Here is a 26,911-nt window from a genome sequence, read left to right as displayed (position 1 = left end):
CTTAGCGCAACAAAATACAAAAGATATGAAAATCTATGCTGTAGTAACAGGAGATATTAAGAACTTTACCAAACTTCCAGATGATAGACGCAGCAAATTAGTTGTAGAAACAGAAATGCTCATGAGGAAAATGGTTAAACACCCTAAAGACGCGCAAGTATTCCGTGGGGATAGTTACCAGTTGCTAACCGAGGATGTTACACAGGTATTAAAAAGGTGTATCCGGTTGATATGTTGGTTCAAGCTTAATTCAGATCGTTTTAGCTTGGGAGAAAACGTCACTAAAAAAGATAGTCGTGTCCATTTAGACACCCGGTTATCAATCGGCATTGGAGAAATAGCGTATGAAGGTAAGAGTGTGTTGGATTCAGACGGAGAAGCATTTCATCTGTCTGGCAGGAACTTCGACATCCTAAATAAAGACGAAATCATCCGATTAAATACTTTTGATGAACAAAGAAATGAAGTTTATGAAATGATATTGATATTTATCAATTCGATCATGAAAACCTGGACGCCCAGCCAGGCAGAAACAATATTCGAACTATTAGGCAAGGACGATAATACCCAAGATAAGATAGCAAAAAAATTAAAGATGACCCAACCCGCAATCGCTTCCAGTTTACGTGCGGCAAGATGGAAAGAAGTAGAAAAGGGGATTAATTATATTACTAAAGAATTGGAAAAGCAATATTTCTTATAATGGAACTCACACTTATATTACGTTTAATATTTGCCCATTTGCTCGGTGACTTTCTATTACAGCCAACAAAATGGGTTAACGCGAAAAACAATAAAAAAGAAAAAGCACCGGAGATGTACTACCATATAATGGTAGTGACACTATTGACCTACCTGTTTTTATGGGACTGGAGCCATTGGTACTTACCGTTGATTATTATGGTTAGCCATTTGGCGATAGACATCTGGAAAAGCCACCGTCCCCATACATTTAACTACTTTATAGTTGACCAAATGTTACACCTGCTCGTAATTGTAAGTGTTTGGGTAATGTTTTATTTTGATACCGATACAGTATGTACCTGGACTGTTAAATATTTAAACTCGGTACATTTTTGGACATTAATAATAGGCTATTACGTAGTAACGGTACCGTTGGGCATTGCCATCGGCAGTGCTACTGCCAGGTGGCAAGAAGATGCAGCTATGAATGCCGGAGGATTAGATAAAGCCGGTATGTGGATTGGCCGTTGTGAGCGGGTTTTGATATTAACTTTTATCATTACCAATCAATACACAGCATTAGGGTTTTTAATGGCAGCAAAATCGATTTTACGTTTTGGCGACGCGGAAGAGCGGGCACAGAAAAAGACCGAATACATTTTGGTAGGGACATTAATGAGTTTTGCATCGGCTGCTATTATAGGCACAGCAGTAAACTACTTCTTACACAAATAAAGCATGCTTTCTATAACCAATATCGCTATAATGATTTGTTTTACAAATAATCGTAATTTTCTGTCTTGCGTTATGCTAAATTGATTTTGTTGTGAAAAGTAAAATACATTGGTAGTATAAGTCACTTTTTATTTTTATGCTGTTCCTACGGCCGGGCTATACGCTATATCTTTCCGGGAAAGAATGCCGCTGCTATCCTTGACAGGGGATTTTAAAAGATCACCTGCTTAAAAATCCTGCTACTGCATTTTCGCTATGCTGCAAAAAGCATCCGCTTCAATAACCTGCCGGAAGGTGCAATTAAGAGCATCATTCAGGACGGTACTGGTTTACCCGCTCCATTGCATTACGCCGGGCAAAAATGCGCTTGCCTTCGCTCTGCACTTAATTTATTGCTAAATGATCAGACACTTTAAGTAGCTATTTTCCAATCGAAACGGAGAAAAAGGCAGCTAAGGTTTTGCCCACATGGCTAAAAGACTTCTCAAACATCCCCAAAGGACTACGGCATAATGAACGCCAATTCACCCTGCGGGACTTATTCCGTTTCCTTTTGCCTGCTGTGGGCACCTTTTAATTGCTGAGCGAAACAGTTGGCAAGCTGATGGAAGGGTTGGATAACAAAAGCGGTAAAAGAGCGGTTAAATATAGTATTGCCTTTGATGGTGTATTGCCGTGTCATTCCGCTGTATTTACCTCTCTAAGCTATGGCAGTGAAGATTTCGCCTTGCCTGAGGTGGTAATGGGACACGTAAAGAAAGAAAGTAGTCATCGCAATATTTATGTGATGGATAGAGGCCTGCAATCAATCAGGACGATGAAAGCGTTTAGTCCCAATGCTATAACATTCATTTGCCGGGCTAAAGAAAACAAAAAGTTAGTTGAATTGGAGTCGTTTGTCAAGGAGGGTCAGGATCTGGACTTAGGTGAATCCATCCTGTTAAAGGACTGTAAGGTTCAATTGTATGCCGGGATCCCAATAAATAATAAGGAGAGTAATAGGCATTTCAGACATGGGCTGGTAGATAGTCATTTCCGTGTTGTTATTGCCGAAAGCAAGTTGGACGGAAAGAAATATTGGGTTTTAACTAATGATTTTGACCTGTCTGCAAAAGAGGTTGCCCATGCATACAGGCGGCGTTGGGATATAGAAGTGTTTTTTAGGTTTCTAAAGGAGGAACTCAACCTAAGCCACCTTGTTTCATTGAACAAGAACGGGATACAGGTAATGCTATACATGACATTAATTGTTGCCATGTTGGTACTGATCTATAAAAAAGCAAATAACATAGGGTACAAAACAGCAAAACGACGATTTCAATGGAAATAAGAAATCTCAATATTGCATTAATAGTTGTACAATGTGGTGGAGACCCTGGGTTGTTTCTTAAAACATAAAAAATGGCCGGAATTTCTTCCGACCATGACTGGCTAAACACCACCTTTGTAAATCAATCATTATAAGTGTTTTAGCAGATAAAACAGATTTTAAGGCTTTGGAAATTAGTTCAAAATGCCTTAAACAACTTGATGAAATAAACAGTTTACATTTAAAGGTTACCAAAATAGATGATTTTGAAATCAGCCTTGCAAGTAATATGCTTAAAAGCGTTATTGACAACAATGGGCAGATAGTGGATATAAGCCGCTCTGCTTAACTCAATTTTATAGGCATAGGGTAGGGGGTATTTAAGGTAAAAAAGAGGCAGGAAGCATTCTTGTAGCCAACGTGTCAGCAAATTAGCGGTCGGTAATGAGCGTATTTGCCGCATTTTAAGTGCTTGAAAGCTTTCTAAAAGCGCCCTGATAAGTGATTTATATGCTTTTAGATAATTCCCCCTAAAATATTTTCAATTTGTTGGAACGTTTTCCAGCTCAATATTGCTCATTTGTAGTCTAAAGTAAAAGTTGCTTCCCTCGCCGGGTTCGCTATTGATAGTAAATTTGCCGTTATGCTTTTTAATAATCTCCGAGGTAATATATAATCCTAGGCCTACCCCCTGATAAAGCATGGGACTAACGACTTACCGCGATGCGCTGGATTTCGAAAATGAAATTAGCCCCGAACTGTTGCAGGTTTTACAAATCCAGTCCGACTTAAACCTAAAAGACGCCACCGATAGTTTTAACCAAATGTATGTTCACGCAATGGTGGTAAACAACCGCAACACAGTGCAAACCTTCGAGAATTATGCAACTACCGGTAAAGATGCCAATATGAAAGCTTTTGCGAAGCAAATGTTACCGATTTTGAAGCATCATTTGGAGGGGATAAAGATGGTTGATATGCAAATAAACAGCGTGGTTAAATAGTTGGTTTTTAGCCAAACTTTGCCATTATTGCGGTGTAAGATATTTACAGGCCGGAAGGCGCTTCTACTGTTTTCCAATTTAGCTGGAAGTATAGAGCGACCCCGGCTTTGTGCTCGTCACATATTCTTCTTTTATCAGCAGTTTAGTTATAAGTAATAATAACAGCGGGTAACACAGAATCATTAATATTGGCGCCAAATATATTTGTGCTCCAGCCAAAGGGAGTTGCAATTCCGGGAGCTACCCATGTGTCATTCTCCCAGGTAGTTTGACTGTAGTATTTCAATTTATTTCCGCTGACTGTAGGGTTTGTGCAAGTGTATCCATATATGGAGTTAACGTAGATAGCCACGTTTGTAAAATATTGTGATCGGCCATAAATTGTATTGTTAATAATTGAATTATGATCGCCCCCTGCAATACCTATCCCGTATTCGCCGGGGTCAACTAATATATTGTTGGAGGCAACCAGGTAGGAGCCACCGTTATCGCCCAATAAAATACCGCCACTACTTGAACTGGGGCCGCCACCTCTTATCCAGTTGCCATTTATAATTATCGGGCTCGCAGCGCTTCCGTTACTTTTATACATACTAATGCCATCCTCTGTCGAGCTTTGCCTTGGAATATTTTCGCCTCTATTATAGCTAACTGAGTTGTTGGGGCCGCTCACGTTATTAAACTGCACAAACTGCCCCCTTGGTAGTGGCCCTTGCATGTTTAAAAACTGATTGTAATTAACCACTATTCCGCCGCCCGATATTTGTTCGGCATAAACACCGCTGCTTACATTGGTAAAATAATTGTAATCAACAAGTATGTTTTTGCAGTTTAGCATGTGTATGCCCACATCGGTAGAATTGTAAAACTTATTTTGGGTGATGTGTATATTATAGCAATTGATCAAGGTAATTGCCGGAACATTGCCACCACTTATAGCCTTTCCGCTTATAGTTATATCGTGAGCGCCATCCAAATATATTGGGTTTGAAGTTGCGTAAGCTGGTGCAGTAACAGCAGTTGCTACATAAGTTGATAGCCTTGAAACCGCAATGGGTGTTTCCATTGTATTATCGGGCAGCATCCACTGCACCGAAACATTATCGCCACCGCCTCCTTGCTTGTGCAAAACTTCAATATAATACTTCCCGTTAGCCTTAAGAGCAACGGAAGCCGATTTTTGTGACGGAAATTTCGTCCACTCTCTAAAGTTGGTCCAGCTAAGTGTGCTTGCTATTTTTATTTTATGCCTTGTGTCATCATCGGTTGATAGCCACAATTCGGCGGCATCATCACCAGCTATCCAAAAAGTATAGTTTCCATTTACCGGTGGGTTGAGGTAACCCCTTATTCGCTCGCCATAATTAGATCCATTAATTAACTGCTCTTCCAGCGTTGTTATTTGTTTGCTGGAGGTTGGAGTAGTTTGCGCCGGGATATTTGCCACGTCATTACCAGTTATATTATCCCATTCTTCGCGTAAAACAGTACCGCTTATGGTAACGGGCGCAGGAGAGAATCTTGAGCCGGGAATCGACGTTTCCGTTGTGTTACCGGGCAAGGCACACTTTACAGAAACACTACCGTCTCCACCACCCTGCTTGTGTAAAACTTCAATATAGTACTTATGGTTAGCCTTAAGCACAATTGAAGGCGATTTTTGCGACGTGAATTTGGTCCACTCTTTATAGCTTGTCCAGCTAAGGGTGTTTGCTATTTTTATTTTATTTGCCGAATTATCGTCTATTGACAGCCATAACTCTGCTGCATCATCGCCGGCTATCCAAAAGGTGTAGCTCCCATCTATAGGCGGATAAATATAACCTTTAAAACGCTCGCCGTAATTAGATCCATAATTTACAGCGCCCTCCAGGGTTGATACCTGCCCGCTCGAGCTTGGAGTAGTTTGCACCGGAATATTAGATACATCATTACCGGTAACATTATCCCATTGTTCATGTAAAATTGCCCCTGAAGCAACCGCCGCGAAACTGGCCTCAGTTACCATTTTTCCGTTTAATGCTGTTGCATTGTCGGGTTTTAGAGAAAAATCCTTGTTACATGATGTAGCAACTGCAAATAATGAGATCAAGGGCACCAAAAAAGCATAGCCACTGCACTTTAAGTTTTTCATGCTCATTTTTAAATAAATTAAATCTTTTGCATAGATACTAAGATTTGGTTAAATTTTTATTTAAAAAATGATTGTTTTTTAATTTAAAAGAAAAAATTAAGTTTATTTAATTAATTTGTTGGAAATTATTGACGTTAATGGTAACTCAGTAAAACTGCTGGCAAAATTGAGGCATCAATTTTTGCGCCCCAGCTGTTGCCATCCCAGCCTATCGGTTTGACATCATTAGGCGATAACCATGCATTATTATTGTAGTTAGATGAGTTATAATAATTTACCTTGTTGTTTGAAACATTGCCATTGGTGATTTTATATCCGTTTATGGTGTTCACATAAAGGCCAACATTTGTAAAATATTGTTGTTTGCCGTAAATGGTATTATTGATAATGGAATTATGATCGCCGCCGACTATGGCCATTCCATATTCGCCCGGATCGACCAGGATATTGTTAGATGCTATAAGGTATGAACCCCCATTATCGCCTAGCATAATACCACCGCCACTTGAACTTGGGCCGCCGCCCCTTATCCAATTGCCATTTATAGTAATAGGGCTGGCAGCAGTACCACTACTTTGATACAAGCTAATGGCATCCTCAGGATAACTTTGCCCGAAAATGTTCTCGCCCTTATTGTTACTTATAGAATTGCCAGCACCGCTTACGGTGTTAAACTGTACAAACTGACCGCGCGGAAAAGGGCCAGCCATGTTCAAAAATTGGTTGTAGTTTACAACGATACCGCCGTTTGTCGTCTTTTCGGCATAAACCCCGCTGCTTACATTGTTAAAATAATTATAGTCGATGGTTATGTTTTTACATTGGTAAAGATAAATGCCAACATCAGTGGAGTTGTATAGTTTATTTTGTGTGATGTGTATGTTGTAGCAGTTAGTTAACGTAATTGCAGGTACCGAGCCCCCGATAATTGATTCGCCGCTTATAGTTATATCGTGAGCGCCGATAAGGTTAATTATTTTTGACGGCTTGTAAGCTGAAGTAGCTAAAGTTGGCAAGAATGGCGAAAGGCGGTAACCGGGTATAGGCGTTTCAGTGATATTGTTAGGTAAGGTCCATTGTACCGAAACGTTATCACCGCCGCCGCCTTGCTTGTGCAATACTTCTATATAATACTTGTGGTTGGCCTGCAGGGCTATTGAAGCCGATTTTTGCGATGCTAATTTAGTCCATTCCTGAAAGTTTGTCCAGCTGAGTGTACTTGCTATATTTTTTTTGTTTGCCGGATCGTCATCAAGTGAAAGCCATAATTCGGCGGCATCGTCCCCAGCTATCCAAAACGTATAATTTCCGGTTGTGGGGGCGTAAATATAACCCCTCATTCTATCGCCATAATTACTCCCATTATTCACGGGCCCCTCCAGCGCTGTTAATTGGCTGCTGGATGTTGGAGTGGTTTGCAAAGGAATGTTTGACACGTCGTTCCCGGTAAGTCCGTCCCACTCTTCACGTAAAATCGACCCTGTCCCCACGGTACTCGTGGTAGCCAAGTTAGCCATTATAGCATTTGCTGATATTGAACTGTCTGGCTTAATAAGGGGACCCTTATTACAGGAAAATAAAATCGGAAGTGTCGCTATAACCAATAAAAAAAAAGCATGGCGGTGCCAGCATAAGTGTTTTGGGCTCATTGTTAAATTAATTAGACCAATTATACGCTGATTTACACTGTTTATTTTATCCTGTATATTACAGAAAACACAGTTTTTTTTTCCTTAAAAGAAATTTTAAGGCTTAAGTGTTTAATTCACAGTATTTTAATTTTAAAGAAAATAAATGAAACTTTTTTATTTCTGATTTGTATAAACCATAAATAAAATCATTCAGGATCGAAATATTTAGATATAAATTTCCAATAAGGAAAACAAAAGCAATTAAAGGCTAAGTTTATTTATCCAGTAGTTAACCAAAATCGACCAAGTACCGTGGAGATACGGTACTATAATAAAAAGTGCAGCAGAATGGTGGAAAAAGTGATAGATGATATACTCTTTTTAAAGAAATTAAACAATAGTAATACCCTGAAGAGATTTAGAAATTGTATTGAATAAAATGAAATTGTCATTAGCATTTAAGCCTTGAGCGGCCGAATAAATATTGAAGTGATAACAGATCAGCTTAAACAAGAACAGCATTTTGTTCCGTATGAACTTTGAAAAATATAATAAACTTACTCCCTTTACCCGCTACGCTTTCTACAGTAAAATTTCCACCTGAGGCGTTAACTATTTTTTTTGCGAGAAACAATCCTATTCCTTGCCCTTCAACATTCTTATTTATCCTGCCGTAGATATCAAAAATTTTACTCATGCTCCGCTTGTCCATGCCAATTCCATTATCTTCTACCGTTAACAGCACACGGTCATTGGATTGTACGGTATTAATTTTAATAACAGGCGCTAATTCCCCCTTGAATTTAATACCATTTGAGATCAAATTGTAGAGTATACTTCGCAAGTTTTTTTTCGAAAATTCAATTTGTTTAACATTAAAATCCCTGATAATTACCGCTCCGGATGTTTTAATTTTATTTTCTAAGCTCCATTCAATATTACCGATGATCTCGTCCAGATCCACCATTTCCATAGCTACCATATCGCTTTCCACTTTGGCAATGGTAGCTATATCTTTAATTAAGGTTTGGAACTTTTTGACTGATATATTGATCAAACCTAAAAATTTCTTTGCTTCGGGATTATTTATCTCCAGTTCATTCACAATGTTCAAACTCCCTTCAATATTGCCTAACGGCGCCAAAAGATCGTGCGAGGCGGCATGGATGAAATTTTCCAGATCGTCGTTTATAACCAACAGAGTATTGTTCTTTTTGTTAAGTTCCGCCTGGGCTTTTTTCAGTTCGGTAATGTCATTAAAGGTGATTATTGCCCCATTCTTTTTATTATCTGCTTGCCGTAAATAAGGCATGGTCATTACCTGGAACCAATTACCATCGTTAGTTTCAATTTCCTTGGTTATAATGGCACCTTCTGCAAATACCTGTTTTATATCTTCGATGATCGTTTCAAATTTTATATTAGTAGAGATATTACTGAGTGGCCGGCCTATATCAGTATCTAATAAGTTAATAAGCTTTACGGTACCCGGCGAAAATTTTATTAACTGCAACTCATTGTTAATAAACAATTGCCCATTAATATTACTTCTGAAATAATTGTTTAAATCATCATTAATATCCAGCAATTCTTTGTTTTTTAACTGGTAATCGGTATTAATTATATCCAGCTCCTCGTTTATGGATTGCATTTCTTCATTGGTGCTTTGCATTTCTTCATTCGCAGATATAAAAGACTGCATATTTTCATTTAAAGCATCCAATTGCTCGTAAGCTGACCTTAGCTTATCATTCAACTCCTTCTGCTGTTCTTCCAGGTTCCTGGTATATTGATCATGGAATTGCTTTTCATCAAAGTCGCTATGCCCTGATGCGTCAAAAAATTTATCTTCTTTAATAGTGACCATTAGTAATTTTGGATCCCCATTTTTTGTAGACAACGGGATTACAGACAGGTTTACTTTCAAAGTAGTTTTATCGCCTTTGATAACAATATCATTAACAGCAACTGGTACACCAGTTTTTAAAACCGTGCTGCTTGATATATTAAATGCAAGCGCCAATTGTTTTGGTAAAAGCTCCTGGAGATTTGAATTAAAGTGTTTATGAAGTAAATATTTTGTGGTGTCGCCGAATGACTTCAGCACCGTATTGTTTTCATCGATACAAAGTACAAGGTAATCAAACTCATTGGCCAGGCTTTGATGCATTACCTCAAACAAAGAATTTTTAGAGATGTCAGCAACATCTTCACGAGACGAATAGTGCTTTACACGATTTATATCCATCAATGCGGGCATCGTGAACGCATCAAAACTTACTGCCTGTTTTGATTTAAGGTTTTTATATACCTTCCATTTTTTATTTACTACTTCCAGGCTCTCGATTACAGGAGTGGGTGCTTCACTGGAACCTAAAAACAAATAACCATCTGTTTTAAGACCAAAAAGCAGCCTGGCAAATATTTTTTTTTGCAATACGGGCTTAATATAGATCAGCAGATTACGGCAACTTATAAAATGCACATTACAATACGGCGGATTCTTGAAAAGATTGTGCCGGGCAAAAATCACCATTTTTCGCACCGCTGGTTTTATCCGGTAATTTCCACCTTCTTTTAAAAAATAATTGTCAAGCTGCACTGATGATATATTTTTAGTGGCTTCCAAACTATATACCCCCTTAGAGGCATAAGCTAATGCATCGCCGTCAATATCTGTAGCAAATATTTTTACCACTACATCTTCAAAAGCGCCCGTCAATAATTCACAAACCGTAATAGCCATCGAGTAGGCTTCTTGTCCGGATGCACAGCCTGCTACCCACATTTTCAATTCCTCACCGGGGGGTAGCGCTTCCAGCAATAGTGGAATTACTTTCTTTGCAATAACGTCAAAAGCTTCTTTGTCCCTGAAAAACGACGTAACGCTGATCAAAAATTCTTTAGTAAGTGCTTTTATCTCTTCGGGATCGGTCTTTAAAAAATCAAAGTATTTTGCAAGTGATGTGACATTCTTAAGTGCAGCCCTTTTTTTAATTCTCCGCAGAATAGTAGTTGGTTTATAATCCAAAAAATCAAGTGGAGAACTCTCCTTAATAAGGTTTAATATAATCTCCAGGTATTTTTCATTATCAACATTTTTATTAGATAACACTTTTTCCTTTTTTATATGATCTTCAATTGCAGCAGGCATAAATTCTGGTTCCAAAACAAAATCTATCATGCCTGTAGCAATAGCGTGCGAAGGCATACTGCTAAATTGCGTAGTTTCCGGATTACGCACCATTGCCATACCACCGGCCTCTTTTATGAGCTTGATGCCCTCGGTGCCATCCGAGCCTAATCCTGAAAAAATTATACCTATGGCGTTTTGACCATTACTGGCTGCCAACGAAGTGAAAAACCTATTAATTGTTAAATGAGGGGCTTGGGATTTTGCCTTTTCTTCGATGTATAATTTCCCATCATTAATGGTCATATACTTATTATTGGGGATAAGATATACTACATTGCTTTTAACTTTTTCAGCGTTTTCGGCTTCCTTTACCGCTAGCATACTATGCCGGGACAATAACTCCACCATCCGGCTCTTAAAGTCTGAAGATAAATGCTGGAGAATAATGTACGAGACACCATCTAAGAGGGTGTGATCAAAAAATGATACGATCTCTTCCAACCCACCAGCCGAGGCGCCGATGGCAATAATGTAAGTGGGTCTCTTTTTATGCATAATTTTATCGGCATTGAAAACAACAGCTCTAAAATTAATTTGTTAAGTTTGACTTAGGTATGCACAGAACAATTAGGCCATTACATTATTTAAAAAGCGCAAGTCGAAATTTTTTGCCATTATACCTTTAACAAAAGGGCGATTTCTTACTTTTTCTCTATAAGAAGGGTGGATATGATTTGAAATAACATAAACATTTATTTCCTTTTTGAAGTATGGATAAATTGCTGCCAATTCATCTAAAAATTCCCATCCATCCATATCTGGCATATTTACATCAACAAAAATAAAGTCGGGGATGACATTCACTTTACCTTTATTTTCGGCCAGGTAATTGATCGCCATGTTACCATCAGTATATTGTTCCGGCCCATTAAAAGTGCTGGAGCTATTGAACAACGCTTTAGCTGAAGTTTGGTAGTCAATGTCGTCATCAACTATTAACGACGTATAAAGCCTCTCTTCGGTTAACAAATGGCTAACTTGTATTTTGATATTGAGATCTTGTTTAGAGATCAGTTCTTTAAAACAATCCTGGCAAAAATAGCTGCTGTCCCGGGTTTTTAATGTAGAAACCTCAACTACCGTACACGAATCAACATTAAAAATAGAACTTTTACATTTTTTGTTAAAACAGTAGTACTTAATTTTATCATCAGCCTTCATCGTATCTTTCATATCATCCTTATTTTAAATGGTAACAAAAATAAATTAACTTAGGTTTAAATTTAAAGTTATCAATACTACATCTATAAATCAAATCCCGTACCAACTTTCATTTATAGAATATAATTATTTAAAATGATAAAAAACAAGCCTTAATTTATAAAAAAGTTTATTTTAAGTAAAATATTTTTGTTTAAAGCTTGATTCTACCGGCAACTGCATACTAAAATAACTACAATTTGCACATTCTGGTAAAAAGAATTGTGGTCCACCAATTAATGATAAAGGCATTTAGCAGGGCAGCATTCGTATCACTTATCTTAATAATTTTAGCAGCTGCTCTGTGGAATTATACTATTATCACGATGGTTTTATTGATATTGGGCTGGATAACCATAATGTTTTATATCGATCCACCCGAAGATTGGAATTAGCAATTGAAGGACAGTCTTTTAAACGAGTTGTTTAAAAAAAATATTGGACACATACTCCCTTCCAAATCCATTTTTAGTTCTCTTTCATGAAATTCAATAGTGATCAAGCCCATACCAGTGAGCTTTTAACAGGGGTGTTTTACTATTGACGCTCTAATATTTCATTTTGCTGACATAACCTTAAATAAATCCTTACTACTGCCAGCACTATTAGTTTAGCGGGTTTCTTCAGCCCTATTTATTTTTCTAAACCAGAAATGCTCAATAGGTTTATTAACAAGCAACGAAAGACCACAAATTGTTAAACCACTATCAATGCAATAATATAATTACTTTAAAAGAAAATATATTTATATGTAAATAAAACTTTTCTTCATTCTTAATGTAGTTACTCTATATTATAATTTATAAACCAAAAAGAATATAAATTAATATTTATTTAAAAACTAAAGAATTGAATGATGAATACTTTACAATGTAATTATATGGGTTATGACATATTTAATGGTAACCTCAATAACCTGCCTGCTTTACCTAAGGTATTGATCAATACCATTAATCAGTATTCTTTTTGCATAGCCGAAGAAGATAAAGACTTTAAAAAAGCGTTACAAAACTCGGATGTTTTGTTGCCCGACGGGGTAGGCATTGTTTTAGCAGTTAAAACAACTACGGGTGAGGTTATAAAAAAGATATCAGGAACTGATATGCATCAGCATCTTATAGCTGAACTCGATAAAAACAGCGGCAAATGTTTTTACATGGGATCGTCGGAAAATACATTGCGTAAAATTAAAGAGAGGTTAAATATTGAGTTTCCCAACATTACTTGTGAGTACTTCTCGCCGCCTTTTACTGAAGTGATCTCAGACGAAGATAATGCATTAATAATTGAAAAAATTAACAGTTTTAAGCCTGATGTATTATTTGTTGGAATGACAGCCCCCAAACAAGAAAAGTGGGCCAGTCAACAAAAAAACAAAATTAACGCAAAACTGATTTGCTCAATTGGGGCTGTTTTTGATTTCTATGCCGGTACTATTGAAAGGCCGGCTGATGTTTGGATAAACCTGGGCTTAGAATGGTTTGTGCGTTTAGGCAAGGAGCCTAAACGCATGTGGAGAAGGTATTTATATTACGGGCCGGTATTTTTATATATTTTAATGAAGGAAAAATTAAGATTAGATCTAGCCCAGATCAGGCCGGTAATTACAGGTTTCATAAAGCTCAAAAAAATATAGTTCATTAAATTTCTAATTTCAATTATCTGCCTTTTTATGAACCGTAAAAACACAAACTTATTCAGAATCTTTTTTTCTTTTTCAGATCTTTTTGCGCTAAACCTGATTAGCTTGATTTTAATACACCAGTTTAACCTGCTGGTATCTAATTCCTATGATTATACAGTTTTCTGTCTTTTTAATAATATGGTATGGATGATCTGCTCCTATGCTACAGGTATTTACATACAGGATAAGATGCTGGATCATAAAAGGCTATTTTACCGGACATTTATTGCTTTCTCTATTTTTGTAAGCATAGATTTCGTTTTTATCGTTTTTTCTCAATCCCATTATAACAGGGTATTTATACTATACAGCCTGCTCTTATTTCTCACTTTTCTGTTGCTAAGCAGATATCTGTTTAAGCTTATTACCATTTACCTGTACAAACAGGAAGAATACCAAAAGAAGGTCATATTTATAGGTTACAATGACCTTTCTCAGCAGTTGATCACTCATTTTAAGTCGAATAAAACAGCAATTGTAATAAACGGTTTTTTTGATGACCATAAATGTAGCAGTAATTCAGAATTCCCTATTCTTGGAAAAATAAACGAATGTATCTCCTATGCTAAGGAGTATAAAATAACAGAAATTTACTCCACGTTATCGCCAAAAATACATCCGGATCTATATACGATAGCCGAAATTGCAGAGCGTTGCTTTATACGCTTTAAGTTTATTCCGGATTTAAGCGACTTTGTAAGTCATAATTGCCATATTGATTTTATAGAAAATACGCCTATATTATCATTACGACGCGAACCTTTGGAGAGTATGCCGGGCCGCGTTAAAAAACGATTGTTCGATATTGCCTTCAGTAGTTTTATCATAGTTTTTGTATTGTCGTGGTTGATCCCTTTACTGGCAGTATTTATTTTATTGGACTCAGACGGGCCCGTTTTTTTTACACAGATCAGGTCGGGGAAAAAGAACCTTCCATTCCTGTGCTTAAAGTTACGAACGTTAAAGGTTAACCGCGAAGCGGATACCCTGCAGGTTACCCGTGATGATGACCGTATAACCAAGGTTGGGCAATTTTTGAGAAAAACAAACTTAGATGAAATGCCGCAATTTTTTAACGTGTTGCTTGGCAATATGTCCATAGTTGGGTCGCGGCCGCACATGCTTAAACACACCGAAGAATACTCAAAATTACAGAACGATTATATGGTTAGGCACTACATAAAGCCTGGTGTAACAGGTTGGGCCCAAGTTAATGGTCACCGAGGCGAAATTAAGCACCATGAGCAATTAAAAAGCCGCGTGGAGCATGATATATGGTATTTAGAGAACTGGAATATATGGTTGGATATCCGTATTGTTTTCCTGACATTATTTTCGACTATCAAGGGCGATAAAAATGCGTTTTAGCAATCAAATTGATTTGCTGCAACAAATGAAAAAAGGGGAACGCTTCACCACCTCTGGTGTGCTGAAGTGTAGGGCAAAGTGTTAACCAGTTGGGTGACGTTCAAAATAGTCTTTAGGTTTTAAACAGCAGGAAGTGCACGAATGAGTGCATTTTTCAAAACCAACTTGTAAATCCTCATTAATTGCTTTACATTTTTTTGGGGTGTGTAGTACTCTTGGTAACTGACAAAAGCATTTTCCCTGTACAGCAACTTATCAGTTGATTTCAATCTTTCATAAAGATTGATCTTATCCTTTAGGTCAGTTACATTACCTGCTTCAAACCGGAGGCCGTTATAATGCTGTTTAATTGTAAACTTTAACTGCCCAATATCCGAGGCAATAATTGGTACACCAGCAGCGAACGCTTCAATAATTACCATGCCGAAGGTTTCAAACCACTGCGACGGAAATATCAGCGCGGTGGCGTCGGCTAATTGCTCATTAACAAACTTCTTATCCAAAACACCCATAAACTGGATGTTTGGATATTTTGCGCTGGCACTTATCACCTCCTGCTCCATAGGCCCCGTGCCGATAATTTTCAATGGTAACCCGCTTTCTGAAAAGGCAGTAAGTAATAAATTAACTCCCTTTTCGATACTAAGGCGGCCAACGTATAAATAATACTTTCCGGTTGCCCGCTTGGGACTTGAGCTTGTATAACAAAAATTGGGTTTAACTATTGTTGCAGCTTCAATAAATTTGAAAGTTGATCTTGAGAATATTTTTTTAGTATCCTGACCAAGGGCGATAAATTTATCTACATATTTCCAAGTGCCTATTAACTGATGAAATATCATTGAACAGCTCACCCAAAAAGTCAGGAGCTTTGAATCCAAATAAACACCTTTTAAAACGGCATTCCATGGATATGCCTGGGTTAACGAATCGGTAAAAATGCTGCCGTTAACAAACAAGGTTGCCGAAGGGCACAGCAGCCGGTAATTATGCAAAGTAAGAACAAACGGAACCTTGCATTTTTTTATGGCATATATTACCGATGGTGAACCGGCGAAATGTAAATTATGAATATGTACGATATCCGGTTTAAAATCCCTTATCCTTTCCTTGGTCCTAACATAAGAAGAATAATTAAATGGTAACTGGATAACCTTCCAAAGGGTATGATGGGCATTTGAAAATTGCAAAACGTCCACTTCCACGTTGACAGAGCGCAATAGCTCCACTTCATTAGCAACTACGGTGTCCTCCCCCCCTCTAAGCTTATAGGTAGTATGAATAACTAATACTCTCATTTTATATCTTCCTGCTATTGCGTAATAGCCTTTTTAATTTTCCTGGTAGCCTTAATAAACCTGTTTACTATTTGCCTGGTAATTAGTGCCTTCAATCCAAAAGGTTTTTTGATCTGTCGCTGCAGATCATTAATAATTAGATCGTCATCGCAGTACTTAAAGGTTCGGTTAACCCCACTATCTAAAGGTGTTTTCAGGAAATCCACCCCAAATGTATTTGTCGATTCTTCATCAAAACCAATGTTATTTACCTTAGATAATACCGGATAAACTACTTTTAAATAGTTCTCCGCCACATGCACCTGCAACTGCACGTCCCATGTAGAAATTTTTCCGGAGAGTTGCTTTTTGATCATTCTCCCCAAGTCATATCCTTCCTCATTCAAACGATATATAAAGCCTGGTGAATGGTCTATCAGGCCTTGAAGCTCTTTAGGGTCCCAAATAACGTTAGTAAAACGATCAGACCACCCCGCCCAGCCATAAGAACAAAACCTTTTATAGATAATGGTATCGTAGGAATAGTGACTTACGTTGATAGGATACACGTAGGCCGTTATACAAAAAACTGTTTGTTTATTACGGTAAAAATTAAGCCCGTCCATCAGGAACTTTATATAGTTAGAAGAAACTATCAAGTCATCTTCTACTATTATAAACTCGTCATAATTGTCGCATAAAAATTTAAGCCCATCCTGAAAATTTGGACCTGTACTAAAATTCCTATCCCTGAAATGTTTAATTACATTTCTGAATCCTGTTATGGTGTTGATGTGATCGCGCGTTTCCAACACGCCGGGTTTATCAACCTCACCCTTGTACCCATCGCTAAAAAATACAATATCCATATTACTGCATTCGGGGTTTTTTAACAATGAGCTTATGCATCGTTTAAGTTTATTTGCCCTGCTGTAGCAAAAAATACCGATAATTATCTTTCTTTCCATTTCAGCTAACCTTTAAGCTTTGCCCACATTACCGGGAACAGCGTTTTCATCCATAATTTAATAAATGCCGCAGGAAGATGCAGCGGGAAATGTAATTTCACAAACTGCAAATACTCATTATAAGCCAAGCCCTTAGGGCTTTTAAGGTATTTTAAACGCTCACTTAAGGATACCTTTTCCGGCTGCCAGTTTTGGTCATGATCGTCAGTGCAATGGCCAAGTACGCCAGGCACAACAACAACCTTAAACCCTGCTTTTTTTGCGCTTAATGAATAATCAAAATCGGCTATGCAATGCGTGTATTTATCAGACAGTATTCCAATTTTATCCACCACCTCTTGCGGAACCAGCATAATATTGGCGTTTGCCATGTCACACTCCAGGTATTCATTGTCACTGAAAATATTATAACACTGAACTTTATTTTTATTGTAAAGCTTTTGTCCGCCATAGGATATTTCTCCCCATAGATCATCCCTCGTACTTCCTACACATATGGCCGGTAATGCCTCTTTGTCTGAGTTGTAATATTCCAGTAATCTTGCTATTGCCAACTCATCTAAAATGGTGTCATCGTTAAGCAGCAGGTACTGATCCGGAGCTGTCTTCCGTGCCTCATTCCATGAATTGCGCATGCCGCCAGCCCAAAAAAGCGAACCGCTTCCTTTGAAAATATTAACGAATGGAAACTCGCTGATCACCGCTTCGACAGTATCATCTGTCGATGCATCGTCGGTAATAAATACATCGAACTCAACATGATCTATATTTTTTTGCTTGACCAGGCTGCTTAAACACGATAGTGTTTTTTCCCTCCGGTTGAAGGTGGCTAAGAGTATTGCGATTTTCATAATTCGAAGCTGTTTGATATATATTGATTAAACACTTTCCAGTAGTTTGCTTATAAACGGCGCCTTCCTTGCCCGTTTGCGTATCGCTCTGTAATAGCTGCTTGAGTAATATTTTATTTTCATTAATGGCGATAAATACGGTATGCCAAGAGTTTTTGAAGTTATATTAATATATTCATGGCTGGTTAAGTTCAAGCCATAATCTGGCAGCATGTTAATTATCATGCGGTATAGATCTGTCAGGCCATACGTTTTCTCCGAGGGCAAGTGCCAAACAACCAAATCCATATCCGACTCATCTACATTTCTGTAAAAAACCGGGTTGGTCCATATTCTTTTCATTAAGCTGCGGCTTGGGCTTGCCTTAAAACCATTTTTGTAATAGATATAACTTAGCGTTTGGGCCTCTTCATTAAACTTGGGCAGGTTTAAACTGAAGCGAACCAGCATTTTGGCCCACACTATTAAAAATTCAGAGAAGATGATCTGAATATTCTTAACATTCGCTAAAAAAAATTCTCCCAAATGATAGCCGGGTATAGTATCGATAGGTTTTCTTAACAACGACTGGTACAAAACCTTCATATCTTTCCGGCTTAGTCCATGTATTATCAGGTCCGTAGTACAATCGTCTTCAAAAGATAGAAAGCCATTGTTCTGATCACCTGCCTCGAACAACGCTGCCGCCGGTTTAAGAAAAATGCAATCAGAATCTAAAATCATGTAGGTATCAGCAGGGTTATTGTTGTTTTTTGAGATGTACTCCAGGATAGAGAACTCGTAAAATTGATTTTGGAACATCTCGAAATATCCCTTTGGCGTTTTATATTTAAAGTCGGTATATACAACTTCAACCTGCAGGTCGGCCAGCATATCAACCACATTTCTATCATCCAAAAAAGGCAGTAGCTTTACATTGGTAAATAATAGGTGCCTTTCATTTTTATTAAAGCGTTTACTGGTAGCATAAAATAAAACGATACAACGCCAGTAGATATCCTGATGCTGCTTGCTGGATGATTTTTGCCCTGTTTGCGGAAAGATGCTTTCTTCCCCTTCTTCATCGGCACAAAACCAGGTACATATATAATTCATTACAGTGTTTTTTAAATGTTAATAGATCGCTAATTCTTCTGTGTGTACTTCCTCATACGGTTGATCCTGGTCATCAATAGTTTCCATAGGTGGCCTTTTCTCTAAATAGTATAAACACAAACCAACATGGCCCCAAAATATCAGCGTCAAAACATAGCTGAATGAAAAAACGAGCCCCGACACTGAAAAGGCAATGAGAATTATTGAATCCCGGCTAAGTCTTTTGCTGAAAGCTTTAAATGATAGATATATTAAGAACCAGTATTTTAATAATAAGCCAATAATTCCTTCGTAAAAAAGCATTTCTACATACCCTTCGTGGAAATGCTGCCCTGATTTTTCGGGCCACCAGTCAACTAACGGGTTTGACATTTCGAAGCCTTCGAAAGTCCAGCCGAAAATAGGCTTCTTTGTAAAAAGAGCCAGATAAATATCACTTTGATCGGCCCTAAATCTACCTGTTCCCCCTTCTTGTGTAGGGTTAAAAATTTCGCTGAACCTATTGGACAGGAAGCCTGTAAATCCAGGCGATACTATGGATAAAATGAGTACTGCAAATACCCCTACAGCCAGCGCAATTGCCATGATATTAAAGAACTTGAGGATGGTTAATTGCTTGTTCCGGATGGTGGCAATTAAAAATATAACCATTGCCACAATTGCACTTGCCCAAACTGATCTGTGCTGGTGTATTACAATAACTATAAAGCAAAACGCAAAAGGAAAAAGATGATTAAGCTTTTTAGTTTCTAAAAACTTGCTGAAATACCATAACAATGGTATGATCATCATTAATATGGAGTGTGCGTGGATGATACGGCTATCGCCGGAGAAGGGGCCATAATCAGCCATATCAACACTTGCGAGGCTAAAGGAAAATCCCCTGCCATAAATAATCATAAAAATCACGTAGACACTGATGTAGAACTTGGCCAAAAACTCTAATAGATCCAATTCAAGTGACCGACATATGCACTTAATGAATATGGTATAAACCACCGGAAATAATATGGTGAACATAGTAAGCTGCTCAAACGGCTTGCTGAATTTAAAAAGGGATTCAAATACCAGCCTGATTATAACGAAGCAAAATAACCCGACGTACATTTTCTCGTTTCTTTTAAGGTTGGTGAAATTATAAAGCACAAAACTAAAAATCAGCAGGCTCATCCCTTTTTCAAAGGCAAGTTCGATAACCGAATTTGGGGCCACCAACCACGAGAAAATATTCTCCATTAATAAATAAGTGAAGAGTATGACCAGCATTTCCTTTACATAAAACTGGTAGCCAAATATTTTAATAATGCGGTTCATTTAATTTTGATTGTTAGTCATGAGTAGCTCAATTGTTGTTTACGCCTTGTTTAAATTCAAATAACCAAAGAGCCTTCTCTTTACCTTTGGAATTAAATGTGTTACCTGTATTAAATTCAAAAGGGTGTTTAGCATGATAACCTTGATGCTGCCCCGGTCATCGATCCATTCAATTTTCTTTTCGTTTTCCAGGTACATAGTTTGAAGAATATCCTCTTTCTCCGGTGTAATACTCCGGTACAGTTCGGCCTTTTTATCCACTATCTCTTTATTTATGTATCCCAAATGTTTTATCCGGTAGTCCGTACCCATTCTTAAACCACTAATGCCCTTAACATTTGGCGAATCGATAATTAAATCCTGGAAATATCCGGATGGATCTTCCCGCCACAACAGTCTGTCGTGCCCAGATGAATAATTTAACCTGAACCATGATCCTGCAAAATGTTCACGGTCGATAAAATGAAAGCGTCTGAACGCGTATTTGTTAATGACCCGGCTGCTCATTAACCTATCAAAATGCTGCCTCGTGAGTTGTGGTTCAAAAATCTCATCAACATCGATCCACAAACACCAATCGGGATCACGCTTACGGGCATGATCGTACATCAAATTTTTATCCCGGCCTTCGTTAAAACCCCCGGTGCGTATAATATCGACTACCTTGGGATGCGCCTTTAATATTTCATAAGTACCATCGGTCGATCCATTGTCCAAAACAACGATCTCATCTGCAATCGTTTCCATACGGGCAAGCCATTCATCAACAAAGAGTATTCCATCCTTAATGCGTAACATCACTACTAATTTTGCCATGGGTTAGTTATGTAAAAAATTATTTCTTATTGTCAACAAATTCCCGGGCGCATACTTTTAATAATATTTATGACTTCGGTGCGCAACACCTGGTCGGCAGTTAGAACAATTGTTATAAACAGCAGCATAAATATTCCGCCGTTGAGCATTAACCTAATTATATGCATATCGGGTTGAATCAGTTGGTTAACAGCAAAATTGCATCCCATTTCCACTATGAGCATCACAGGGACCAATATGGCCCAAAGGCCAAGGGTGCTTTTAATTATTGCAGGCTCCAGGTAGCCAAGCTTAATAAGCCTGAAGGAGAAAAGGGAAAAGTCTATTAAAATATTCCCGGCCAGCATTACTGATAATATACCCGGGATGCCATATTGCCTGGCGGATACATAATATAAAACACCAATTATTAAACCTTTTAAAATATTTACCAGGCTGTTCATTTTTATATCGCCCAGCGCGTAACCTATATTTGCCATAAAGTATCCTATTAAGCCGAAGAAGAAATTGGCAACCAATAAGTAAATAATAGTATCGCCGGCATACTTCCCTGTTCCTGTCCATGCCGTAATCAGTTCGCGGTAGTTAAAACAGAATACCAACGCCATGAAAAGAGCGGCATACGAGTAATATTTAAATTGTGTAGTAATTAAGTTGATGATACCCGCCCGGTCTCCCGTTCCGCTGGCGTGAGATATAGAGGGCATTAAGGCCACCGAATGGCGGCCGACAAGCGATTGAGTCATTTGGATAGGCCGTTTATTGATCTCGAATATGGTGATCATTGAGGGAGGTATAAACCGGGCTAGCACAATGGTGTCCATGCTTGCCGAAAAGCCACCAATGATACTTGCCAATGATGTAAATGAAAAAATACGGATGAATTTTTTGAAATGAGCGTTTTCAAAAATGATCTCCATACCATTCCTATTGAGCACAGTTTTAAGTGTAGAAAAGTTGTAGATATTTATAAATACCGCCCTGCACAAATTGGCAAATGCTATGGATATAATACCAAAGCCGTATATGAGCAATGTTATATTAATAACAAAGAACAAGATATTAGCCAGTATAGAACTTATAGCCACCTGCGACGCATTTTGCAACCCCTGGTTGATGCCAGACATGCTAAAGGAAGTAAGCGTCATTCCGGTAGAGATGATAGTAATGAAAAGTGCAATTTGCAAATTGGGATATTTGGAAACGTCCTTATTAATAATAAGCCCAATGAGCGAATAAAATACAAAGCCTGCTACTATGGCCAATAACAATATTAACCCTGCGGCAATAAGGCCCGATCCTATGGTTTTGCTAACTTCATCATTTAACTTCTTACCCCTTAACTCGGCAATTTTTTGCTGTAGTACCTCTCCGATCCCCGGATCTATCAATGTCATCCACGCAAGTATATTGCCTGTTGCAAGCCAAACACCTAAAGTACTGGCATCAATTTTCTTCAAATAAAAAGGCAACAAAATAATGGAGTTGATAATGTTGGTTATTACATATCCATATTGAAAAATAAAATTCCACCTTAATGTCTTCTTGTCCATTTTGCGTAAACCGTATCGATGTTTTAGAGGTTTCTTTATTGAGTATTCCAGGTGATCAAATGATCTTTTCAATTGACCGGGTCGTACGTGGTAAGATCATGCGATTTTTTTTAATTAGGATAGTAACGAAAGCCATCAACTTGCCGAACCACTTAGCCTCTTTTTAGTATCGCCGTAACCATTGCCATAATTATGACCGTAGCCGTAACCATAATTACCGAAACTCCTACTTGATACGTCGTTGAACACGATGGCCGCATTATTTAACTTATTTAACACATTGTTTTTATCAATTCGGCCGACAAATGCCTTAGGTGTATAACCATGCCGGACGATATAAAGGGTGGCATCACACAGTGGTGAAATAATATAAGCATCAGAGATCGGCCCAACAGGTGCTACATCAATAATGATAAAATCAAATATGCCATCTAAATATTTAAAAAATTCCTCAGCCCTACCATTGGTTAAAAGCTCAGAAGGGTCATTTGATAAGTTGCCGGCTGAGATGAAAAAAAGATCATCACTCACTTCCGTACGGTTTATTATAGCATCAGCCGATACTTTTCCTTCCAAAAAGTCAGTGATCCCCATGCTTTTCTTTACTTTGAATTTAACGTGTAACGAGGGGTTAGTAAGGTCGAGATCAAGTATGACCACTTTTTTGCCTGTTATGGCAAGACTTATCGCCAAGTTAAGCGCTACGAAACTCTTCCCTTCGCCTGCAATACCAGATGTTACTAAAACTCTTTTTTTTACTCCTCCAATTCCTAAATATGCCAGTGTTATCCTTAGTTTTCTGAATTGCTCAGCTATAAGCGTTCGTTGATTACTCCCTATTACAATTGGATCTTTTGAATTACCGGAACTTATTTCAGCGATCACCGGAATATCCGTAAGAACCTCAATATCCGACTGGTGCATAATATTACTCCTTAATGATTCTTTGACCGCGATCATAATTCCTCCTAAAATAAATGCGATCAACATAGCCGCGAGGTAGATGATCTTTCTTTGCGGCGTAACCGGAAATTCAGATGAAGCCGGCTTTTGTATAACTTTACTGCCATCTACGTTCGAGATAAAAGACAATCCGGTTTCCTCTTTCTTTTGAAGTAAAAATGTGTATATGCCGCTTTGAATAGTCAATTCACGATTTATATCGATAAGTGTTTTCTCGGTTTCCGGCATCGATTCCAATTTAGATGAGTAGGTTTTATTCGTTGTGGATAAATTACCTTTACTGGCCAACAAGCTTCGCCGTTGGTTGTTAAGATTTTGAAGTATCTGGGGCTTTATTTTTTCAATTTTATCCACGTACGAAACGATCAATGGGTTATTGATGCCTGTTGTTTTCTTAAGACTTTCAACTTCCAGTTGTAATTCGTAAATGTTTTTAACCATTTGTGTCAGACCGGGATCATCAACTCCAATGGTTGAAGGAACAATTCCGCTGGACAGATTTTTTGATCTTACAGAATTCTCGATTTGATCTAAAACTGATAAATGCATGTTTATTTCGCCCACTTTTTGATCATTGTTGCTTACGTTTTCTAAAAATAGCTTTCCTTGTGTGCTTATGTCAATAGCCCCCCGATCAGCCTGGTAATTTTGTTGCTTATGTTCAATAGCAAGTAAATTATTCTGTGATATGGTCAGACGTTCATCAATAAACTTTTCGGTATTCGCTGCCAAAACATTTTTTTCTTCGGCTATAGACCGGTTATACGATCTGATAATATCCAACACGATCGCTTCGCCCCGATCCGGGTTCTCATCTGTAAATGCGATATCTATAATAGTAGTTAACTTATTAGCCGAACTGACTTTCAATCTGGCAGAAACGGATGAAATAACTTTTTTAGGTGTAAGTAATGAAAAATAGAAAATTTCATCGTTAGATGATGTTTTTATTAAGTGAGGGTTCCTCTTAAATATCAGGTTTCCATAGGGCGTACTAACCAATTTATTAAGAGGATATCTGTTGTTATTAATTAAAACTGTTGAGTCTTGTAATTTGAAATATACCTTTTCAACTTGTGTCAGGCTATCCATATTATTTGTTGAAACAATAATTGGAGAACTATGGTAAGCCAACACATTTTTAAACTTGGACTCTGAGTATACCGGAGCATATAGGTTTAAATCATTAACCACATTACCGATAAGGTCTTTTGACTGAATTACTTCGATCTCATTGTCAATAGATTTCTTAGGCGAAATTATATCCAACGCTTCAAAAGCCTTAGTGTCCTGACTGCCTTTTTTATCATCTTTTATCAAAAGCCTGGATGTAGTTTGATATATCGGAATTGTAAATTGAATATACAGCCAGGCACCTCCAACCCCAATTAATAAAAGAGTCAAAAAAAGAGGCCAATAAATGATAAGCTTAAAAACATAATGTACTAGTGACAAACTATTACTATTTTCCTCTATGGGTTTTCTTATCAATTTCATAACGTTAGCTGAATTGTATTCTAATTAATTATTTCCTTATGATCACAGTAGCTATGATGGCAACAAAAGAGAGTATGCTTAAGCCGATAGGTATTAACTGAGTGGTCTGTGATGAGTTATTAACTTTTGCCCTGTTGGCTTCGACATATACTATATCATTTGATTTCAAATAATAATATTGTGACGTAAAAAGATCTTTCGAATTAAGATCTAGTCTTTTTATTCTTTTTTCGCCATTTTCCTCTCTGATAACCATTACATTATCTTTTTTACCATATATAGTTATATCTCCGGCCAAACCGAGGGCTTCTAACAGTGAGATCTTTTCACTCGGAACGCTTATAACTGTAGGATGGCCAACTTCGCCTAAAATACTAACTTTGAAATTTAATTGGCGTACTACCACAACAGCGTCAACTAAAAGCTTTCGGTCAAGCAACTCTTTTGTGATCATTAACCTTAGCTGGTTGGTGGTCAAACCAGAAACCTTGATATCACCAATAACTGGAAATTGTATAATACCGTCCAAATTCACAAGGTATCCCGGTGACTGCAGACTACTTCCCGTCGCTGTTGTTGCAATCACACTCGAAATATTTGGCGTGTTAAAAATTGCTGTAGCTGTTGGGTTTAAACTACTTACGGTAATACTGAATATATCATTAGGTTGAATAATGGATTGGGCCGCAGTGTTGGATGACTTAATGATTGCATCTTGCTGATCTGCAAAATACTCTGTTTTTCTAACGTTGGCACAGGAAGAAAAAAACAATGGAAATAAAAATGTTGCTGCAGCTAATTGTAAAATGGATTTCAAGCTCATGATATTTTAATTTAGTTGATAATAATTAGGTTTATTTATCGGATCCGGTATCGCTGCGATAACAGAAAATGAATTTTTAGTTGTAGTGGTTGAACTTTTCATGGATTATTTATTCATTTTTTGTATTAATATATTTTCAATAATAGAAATCATATTAATACAAAAGAAAATAAATGGGCAATTGTTTTATATGAGGTATAATTATTAAACAATAACCTTAAATTATTTACAGCAGATTAAATGAAATTCTATATTGAGGGGCTGAATTTCAGGGAAAGGCACAGAGGATCGTGTCCACGGGGATTAGCAAAAAAGCAGGGTGGGTATCAAATGATCAATTACAAAAAGAATACAGGGGTTACTATCCGCTAAGATTGATTACGGTAGCAACCATGCCAGGATGGTTAGGGGTTTACAATTACCAGGTTATTTATCGCTGATACTGTGCTTTTTAAATTGGTGCAGTTCTTCATAAAGCGTAATGACATATTCCTGCAAATGAAGTATCTTGAAGGAATATTCGGTTATAGTTTCCTTAGCCTTTACCAGTTCGTCGGTATATTCTTTACTTTGTTCCGAAGCTGGTAATAACATATCTGGAAGACTTACCCCGAAAATTTCAGCAATTTTTTCAAGTCTTGATAAACTAAGATCGGTGATCTCTGTTTCGATTTTGGAAAAGGCAGGAACTGATATGTCTAGCAGTTTCGCAACATCACCCTGAGACCAAGCTTTTTTTTGCCGCAGTGACTTAATTTTTTTTCCGATTTCGTGCATAGATTTTGACATAAGTACAATTAGCAAATTGT

22 protein-coding genes are annotated in these 26,911 nt (G+C 37.6%); 7 read left to right on the top strand and 15 right to left on the bottom strand.

The genetic code is table 11. The features are described 5' to 3' along the window. Positions 1-25 precede the first annotated feature (25 nt). From RHM67_RS14500 to RHM67_RS14485, 4 genes are all read left to right on the top strand, one after another. Positions 26-703 carry a hypothetical protein gene (locus tag RHM67_RS14500; RefSeq protein ID WP_322227536.1) on the top strand — a complete coding sequence of 226 codons (678 nt, stop codon included), beginning with the start codon at positions 26-28 and terminating at the stop codon, positions 701-703. Further along, positions 703-1,419 carry a DUF3307 domain-containing protein gene (locus RHM67_RS14495; protein WP_322227535.1) on the top strand — a complete coding sequence of 239 codons (717 nt, stop codon included), beginning with the start codon at positions 703-705 and terminating at the stop codon, positions 1,417-1,419. Before RHM67_RS14500 ends, RHM67_RS14495 begins: the two co-directional genes overlap by 1 nt. Positions 1,420-1,996: 577 nt before the next feature. After that, positions 1,997-2,749, top strand: a complete 753-nt coding sequence (locus RHM67_RS14490) for a transposase (protein ID WP_322227534.1) — start codon at positions 1,997-1,999, stop codon at positions 2,747-2,749. 166 nt (positions 2,750-2,915) lie between these two features. Continuing rightward, the gene (locus RHM67_RS14485) at positions 2,916-3,077 is read left to right on the top strand and encodes a hypothetical protein (protein ID WP_322227532.1); all 162 of its coding nucleotides are present in this window, start codon (positions 2,916-2,918) and stop codon (positions 3,075-3,077) included. Between the two features lie 192 nt (positions 3,078-3,269). On the opposite strand, the gene RHM67_RS20655 is transcribed toward RHM67_RS14485, so the two are convergent. Further along, positions 3,270-3,431 carry an ATP-binding protein gene (locus RHM67_RS20655; protein WP_369124768.1) on the bottom strand — a complete coding sequence of 54 codons (162 nt, stop codon included), beginning with the start codon at positions 3,429-3,431 and terminating at the stop codon, positions 3,270-3,272. Here RHM67_RS20655 and RHM67_RS14480 point away from each other — a divergent pair. Further along, entirely contained in the window at positions 3,430-3,732 is a 303-nt protein-coding gene (locus RHM67_RS14480) for a DUF4142 domain-containing protein (RefSeq protein ID WP_322227530.1), read from the top strand. The genes RHM67_RS20655 and RHM67_RS14480 overlap by 2 nt on opposite strands. Positions 3,733-3,874: 142 nt before the next feature. Here the strand turns inward: RHM67_RS14480 and RHM67_RS14475 are convergent, their stop codons facing one another. The 4 genes from RHM67_RS14475 to RHM67_RS14460 all read right to left on the bottom strand — a co-directional run bounded on the left by RHM67_RS14475 (position 3,875) and on the right by RHM67_RS14460 (position 11,866). Continuing rightward, a complete protein-coding gene (locus tag RHM67_RS14475) occupies positions 3,875-5,866 on the bottom strand; it encodes a PA14 domain-containing protein (RefSeq protein WP_322227528.1) in 1,992 nt (663 codons plus the stop codon). A gap of 134 nt (positions 5,867-6,000) precedes the next feature. Next, the gene (locus RHM67_RS14470; RefSeq protein ID WP_322227527.1) at positions 6,001-7,383 is read right to left on the bottom strand and encodes a PA14 domain-containing protein; all 1,383 of its coding nucleotides are present in this window, start codon (positions 7,381-7,383) and stop codon (positions 6,001-6,003) included. 619 nt (positions 7,384-8,002) lie between these two features. After that, complete coding sequence (locus tag RHM67_RS14465; RefSeq protein ID WP_322227526.1) at positions 8,003-11,188, bottom strand: CheR family methyltransferase; 3,186 nt, start codon at positions 11,186-11,188, stop codon at positions 8,003-8,005. Positions 11,189-11,260: 72 nt separating this feature from the next. After that, positions 11,261-11,866, bottom strand: coding sequence for a response regulator (locus RHM67_RS14460; protein ID WP_322227525.1), 606 nt, complete (start codon positions 11,864-11,866; stop codon positions 11,261-11,263). A 964-nt stretch (positions 11,867-12,830) separates the two neighbouring features. Between RHM67_RS14460 and RHM67_RS14455 the strand changes: the two genes are divergently transcribed. Further along, entirely contained in the window at positions 12,831-13,529 is a 699-nt protein-coding gene (locus RHM67_RS14455; RefSeq protein ID WP_322227524.1) for a WecB/TagA/CpsF family glycosyltransferase, read from the top strand. Between the two features lie 36 nt (positions 13,530-13,565). Further along, positions 13,566-14,945 carry an exopolysaccharide biosynthesis polyprenyl glycosylphosphotransferase gene (locus tag RHM67_RS14450; RefSeq protein ID WP_322227523.1) on the top strand — a complete coding sequence of 460 codons (1,380 nt, stop codon included), beginning with the start codon at positions 13,566-13,568 and terminating at the stop codon, positions 14,943-14,945. Between the two features lie 119 nt (positions 14,946-15,064). Here the strand turns inward: RHM67_RS14450 and RHM67_RS14445 are convergent, their stop codons facing one another. The 10 genes from RHM67_RS14445 to RHM67_RS14400 all read right to left on the bottom strand — a co-directional run bounded on the left by RHM67_RS14445 (position 15,065) and on the right by RHM67_RS14400 (position 26,891). Beyond that, on the bottom strand, positions 15,065-16,243 hold the full coding sequence (locus tag RHM67_RS14445; RefSeq protein WP_322227521.1) for a glycosyltransferase: 1,179 nt from the start codon (positions 16,241-16,243) through the stop codon (positions 15,065-15,067). A 14-nt stretch (positions 16,244-16,257) separates the two neighbouring features. Beyond that, positions 16,258-17,190 (bottom strand): hypothetical protein, encoded by a 933-nt coding sequence (locus tag RHM67_RS14440; protein WP_322227520.1) that lies wholly within the window; start codon positions 17,188-17,190, stop codon positions 16,258-16,260. Between the two features lie 5 nt (positions 17,191-17,195). Next, positions 17,196-18,041 (bottom strand): glycosyltransferase family 2 protein, encoded by an 846-nt coding sequence (locus RHM67_RS14435; RefSeq protein ID WP_322227519.1) that lies wholly within the window; start codon positions 18,039-18,041, stop codon positions 17,196-17,198. A 27-nt stretch (positions 18,042-18,068) separates the two neighbouring features. Beyond that, positions 18,069-19,136, bottom strand: coding sequence for a hypothetical protein (locus RHM67_RS14430; protein ID WP_322227518.1), 1,068 nt, complete (start codon positions 19,134-19,136; stop codon positions 18,069-18,071). 18 nt (positions 19,137-19,154) lie between these two features. Further along, positions 19,155-20,450: an O-antigen ligase family protein gene (locus RHM67_RS14425; protein WP_322227517.1), complete on the bottom strand. Its 1,296-nt coding sequence runs from the start codon at positions 20,448-20,450 to the stop codon at positions 19,155-19,157. Positions 20,451-20,489: 39 nt separating this feature from the next. Further along, positions 20,490-21,266 carry a glycosyltransferase family 2 protein gene (locus tag RHM67_RS14420; protein WP_322227516.1) on the bottom strand — a complete coding sequence of 259 codons (777 nt, stop codon included), beginning with the start codon at positions 21,264-21,266 and terminating at the stop codon, positions 20,490-20,492. Positions 21,267-21,298: 32 nt separating this feature from the next. Continuing rightward, positions 21,299-22,819 (bottom strand): MATE family efflux transporter, encoded by a 1,521-nt coding sequence (locus tag RHM67_RS14415; RefSeq protein ID WP_322227514.1) that lies wholly within the window; start codon positions 22,817-22,819, stop codon positions 21,299-21,301. A 135-nt stretch (positions 22,820-22,954) separates the two neighbouring features. Beyond that, positions 22,955-25,279: a GumC family protein gene (locus RHM67_RS14410; protein WP_322227513.1), complete on the bottom strand. Its 2,325-nt coding sequence runs from the start codon at positions 25,277-25,279 to the stop codon at positions 22,955-22,957. A 28-nt stretch (positions 25,280-25,307) separates the two neighbouring features. Further along, the gene (locus RHM67_RS14405) at positions 25,308-26,102 is read right to left on the bottom strand and encodes a polysaccharide biosynthesis/export family protein (protein WP_322227512.1); all 795 of its coding nucleotides are present in this window, start codon (positions 26,100-26,102) and stop codon (positions 25,308-25,310) included. A 426-nt stretch (positions 26,103-26,528) separates the two neighbouring features. After that, positions 26,529-26,891, bottom strand: coding sequence for a helix-turn-helix transcriptional regulator (locus RHM67_RS14400; RefSeq protein ID WP_322227511.1), 363 nt, complete (start codon positions 26,889-26,891; stop codon positions 26,529-26,531). Positions 26,892-26,911 lie beyond the last annotated feature (20 nt).

The sequence above is a fragment of the Mucilaginibacter sp. 5C4 genome, from assembly GCF_034345625.1.
Lineage (GTDB): Bacteria > Bacteroidota > Bacteroidia > Sphingobacteriales > Sphingobacteriaceae > Mucilaginibacter > Mucilaginibacter aurantiaciroseus.
Note: the sequence above shows the minus strand (reverse complement) of the source record. Positions and strands in the feature narration are given on the sequence as shown.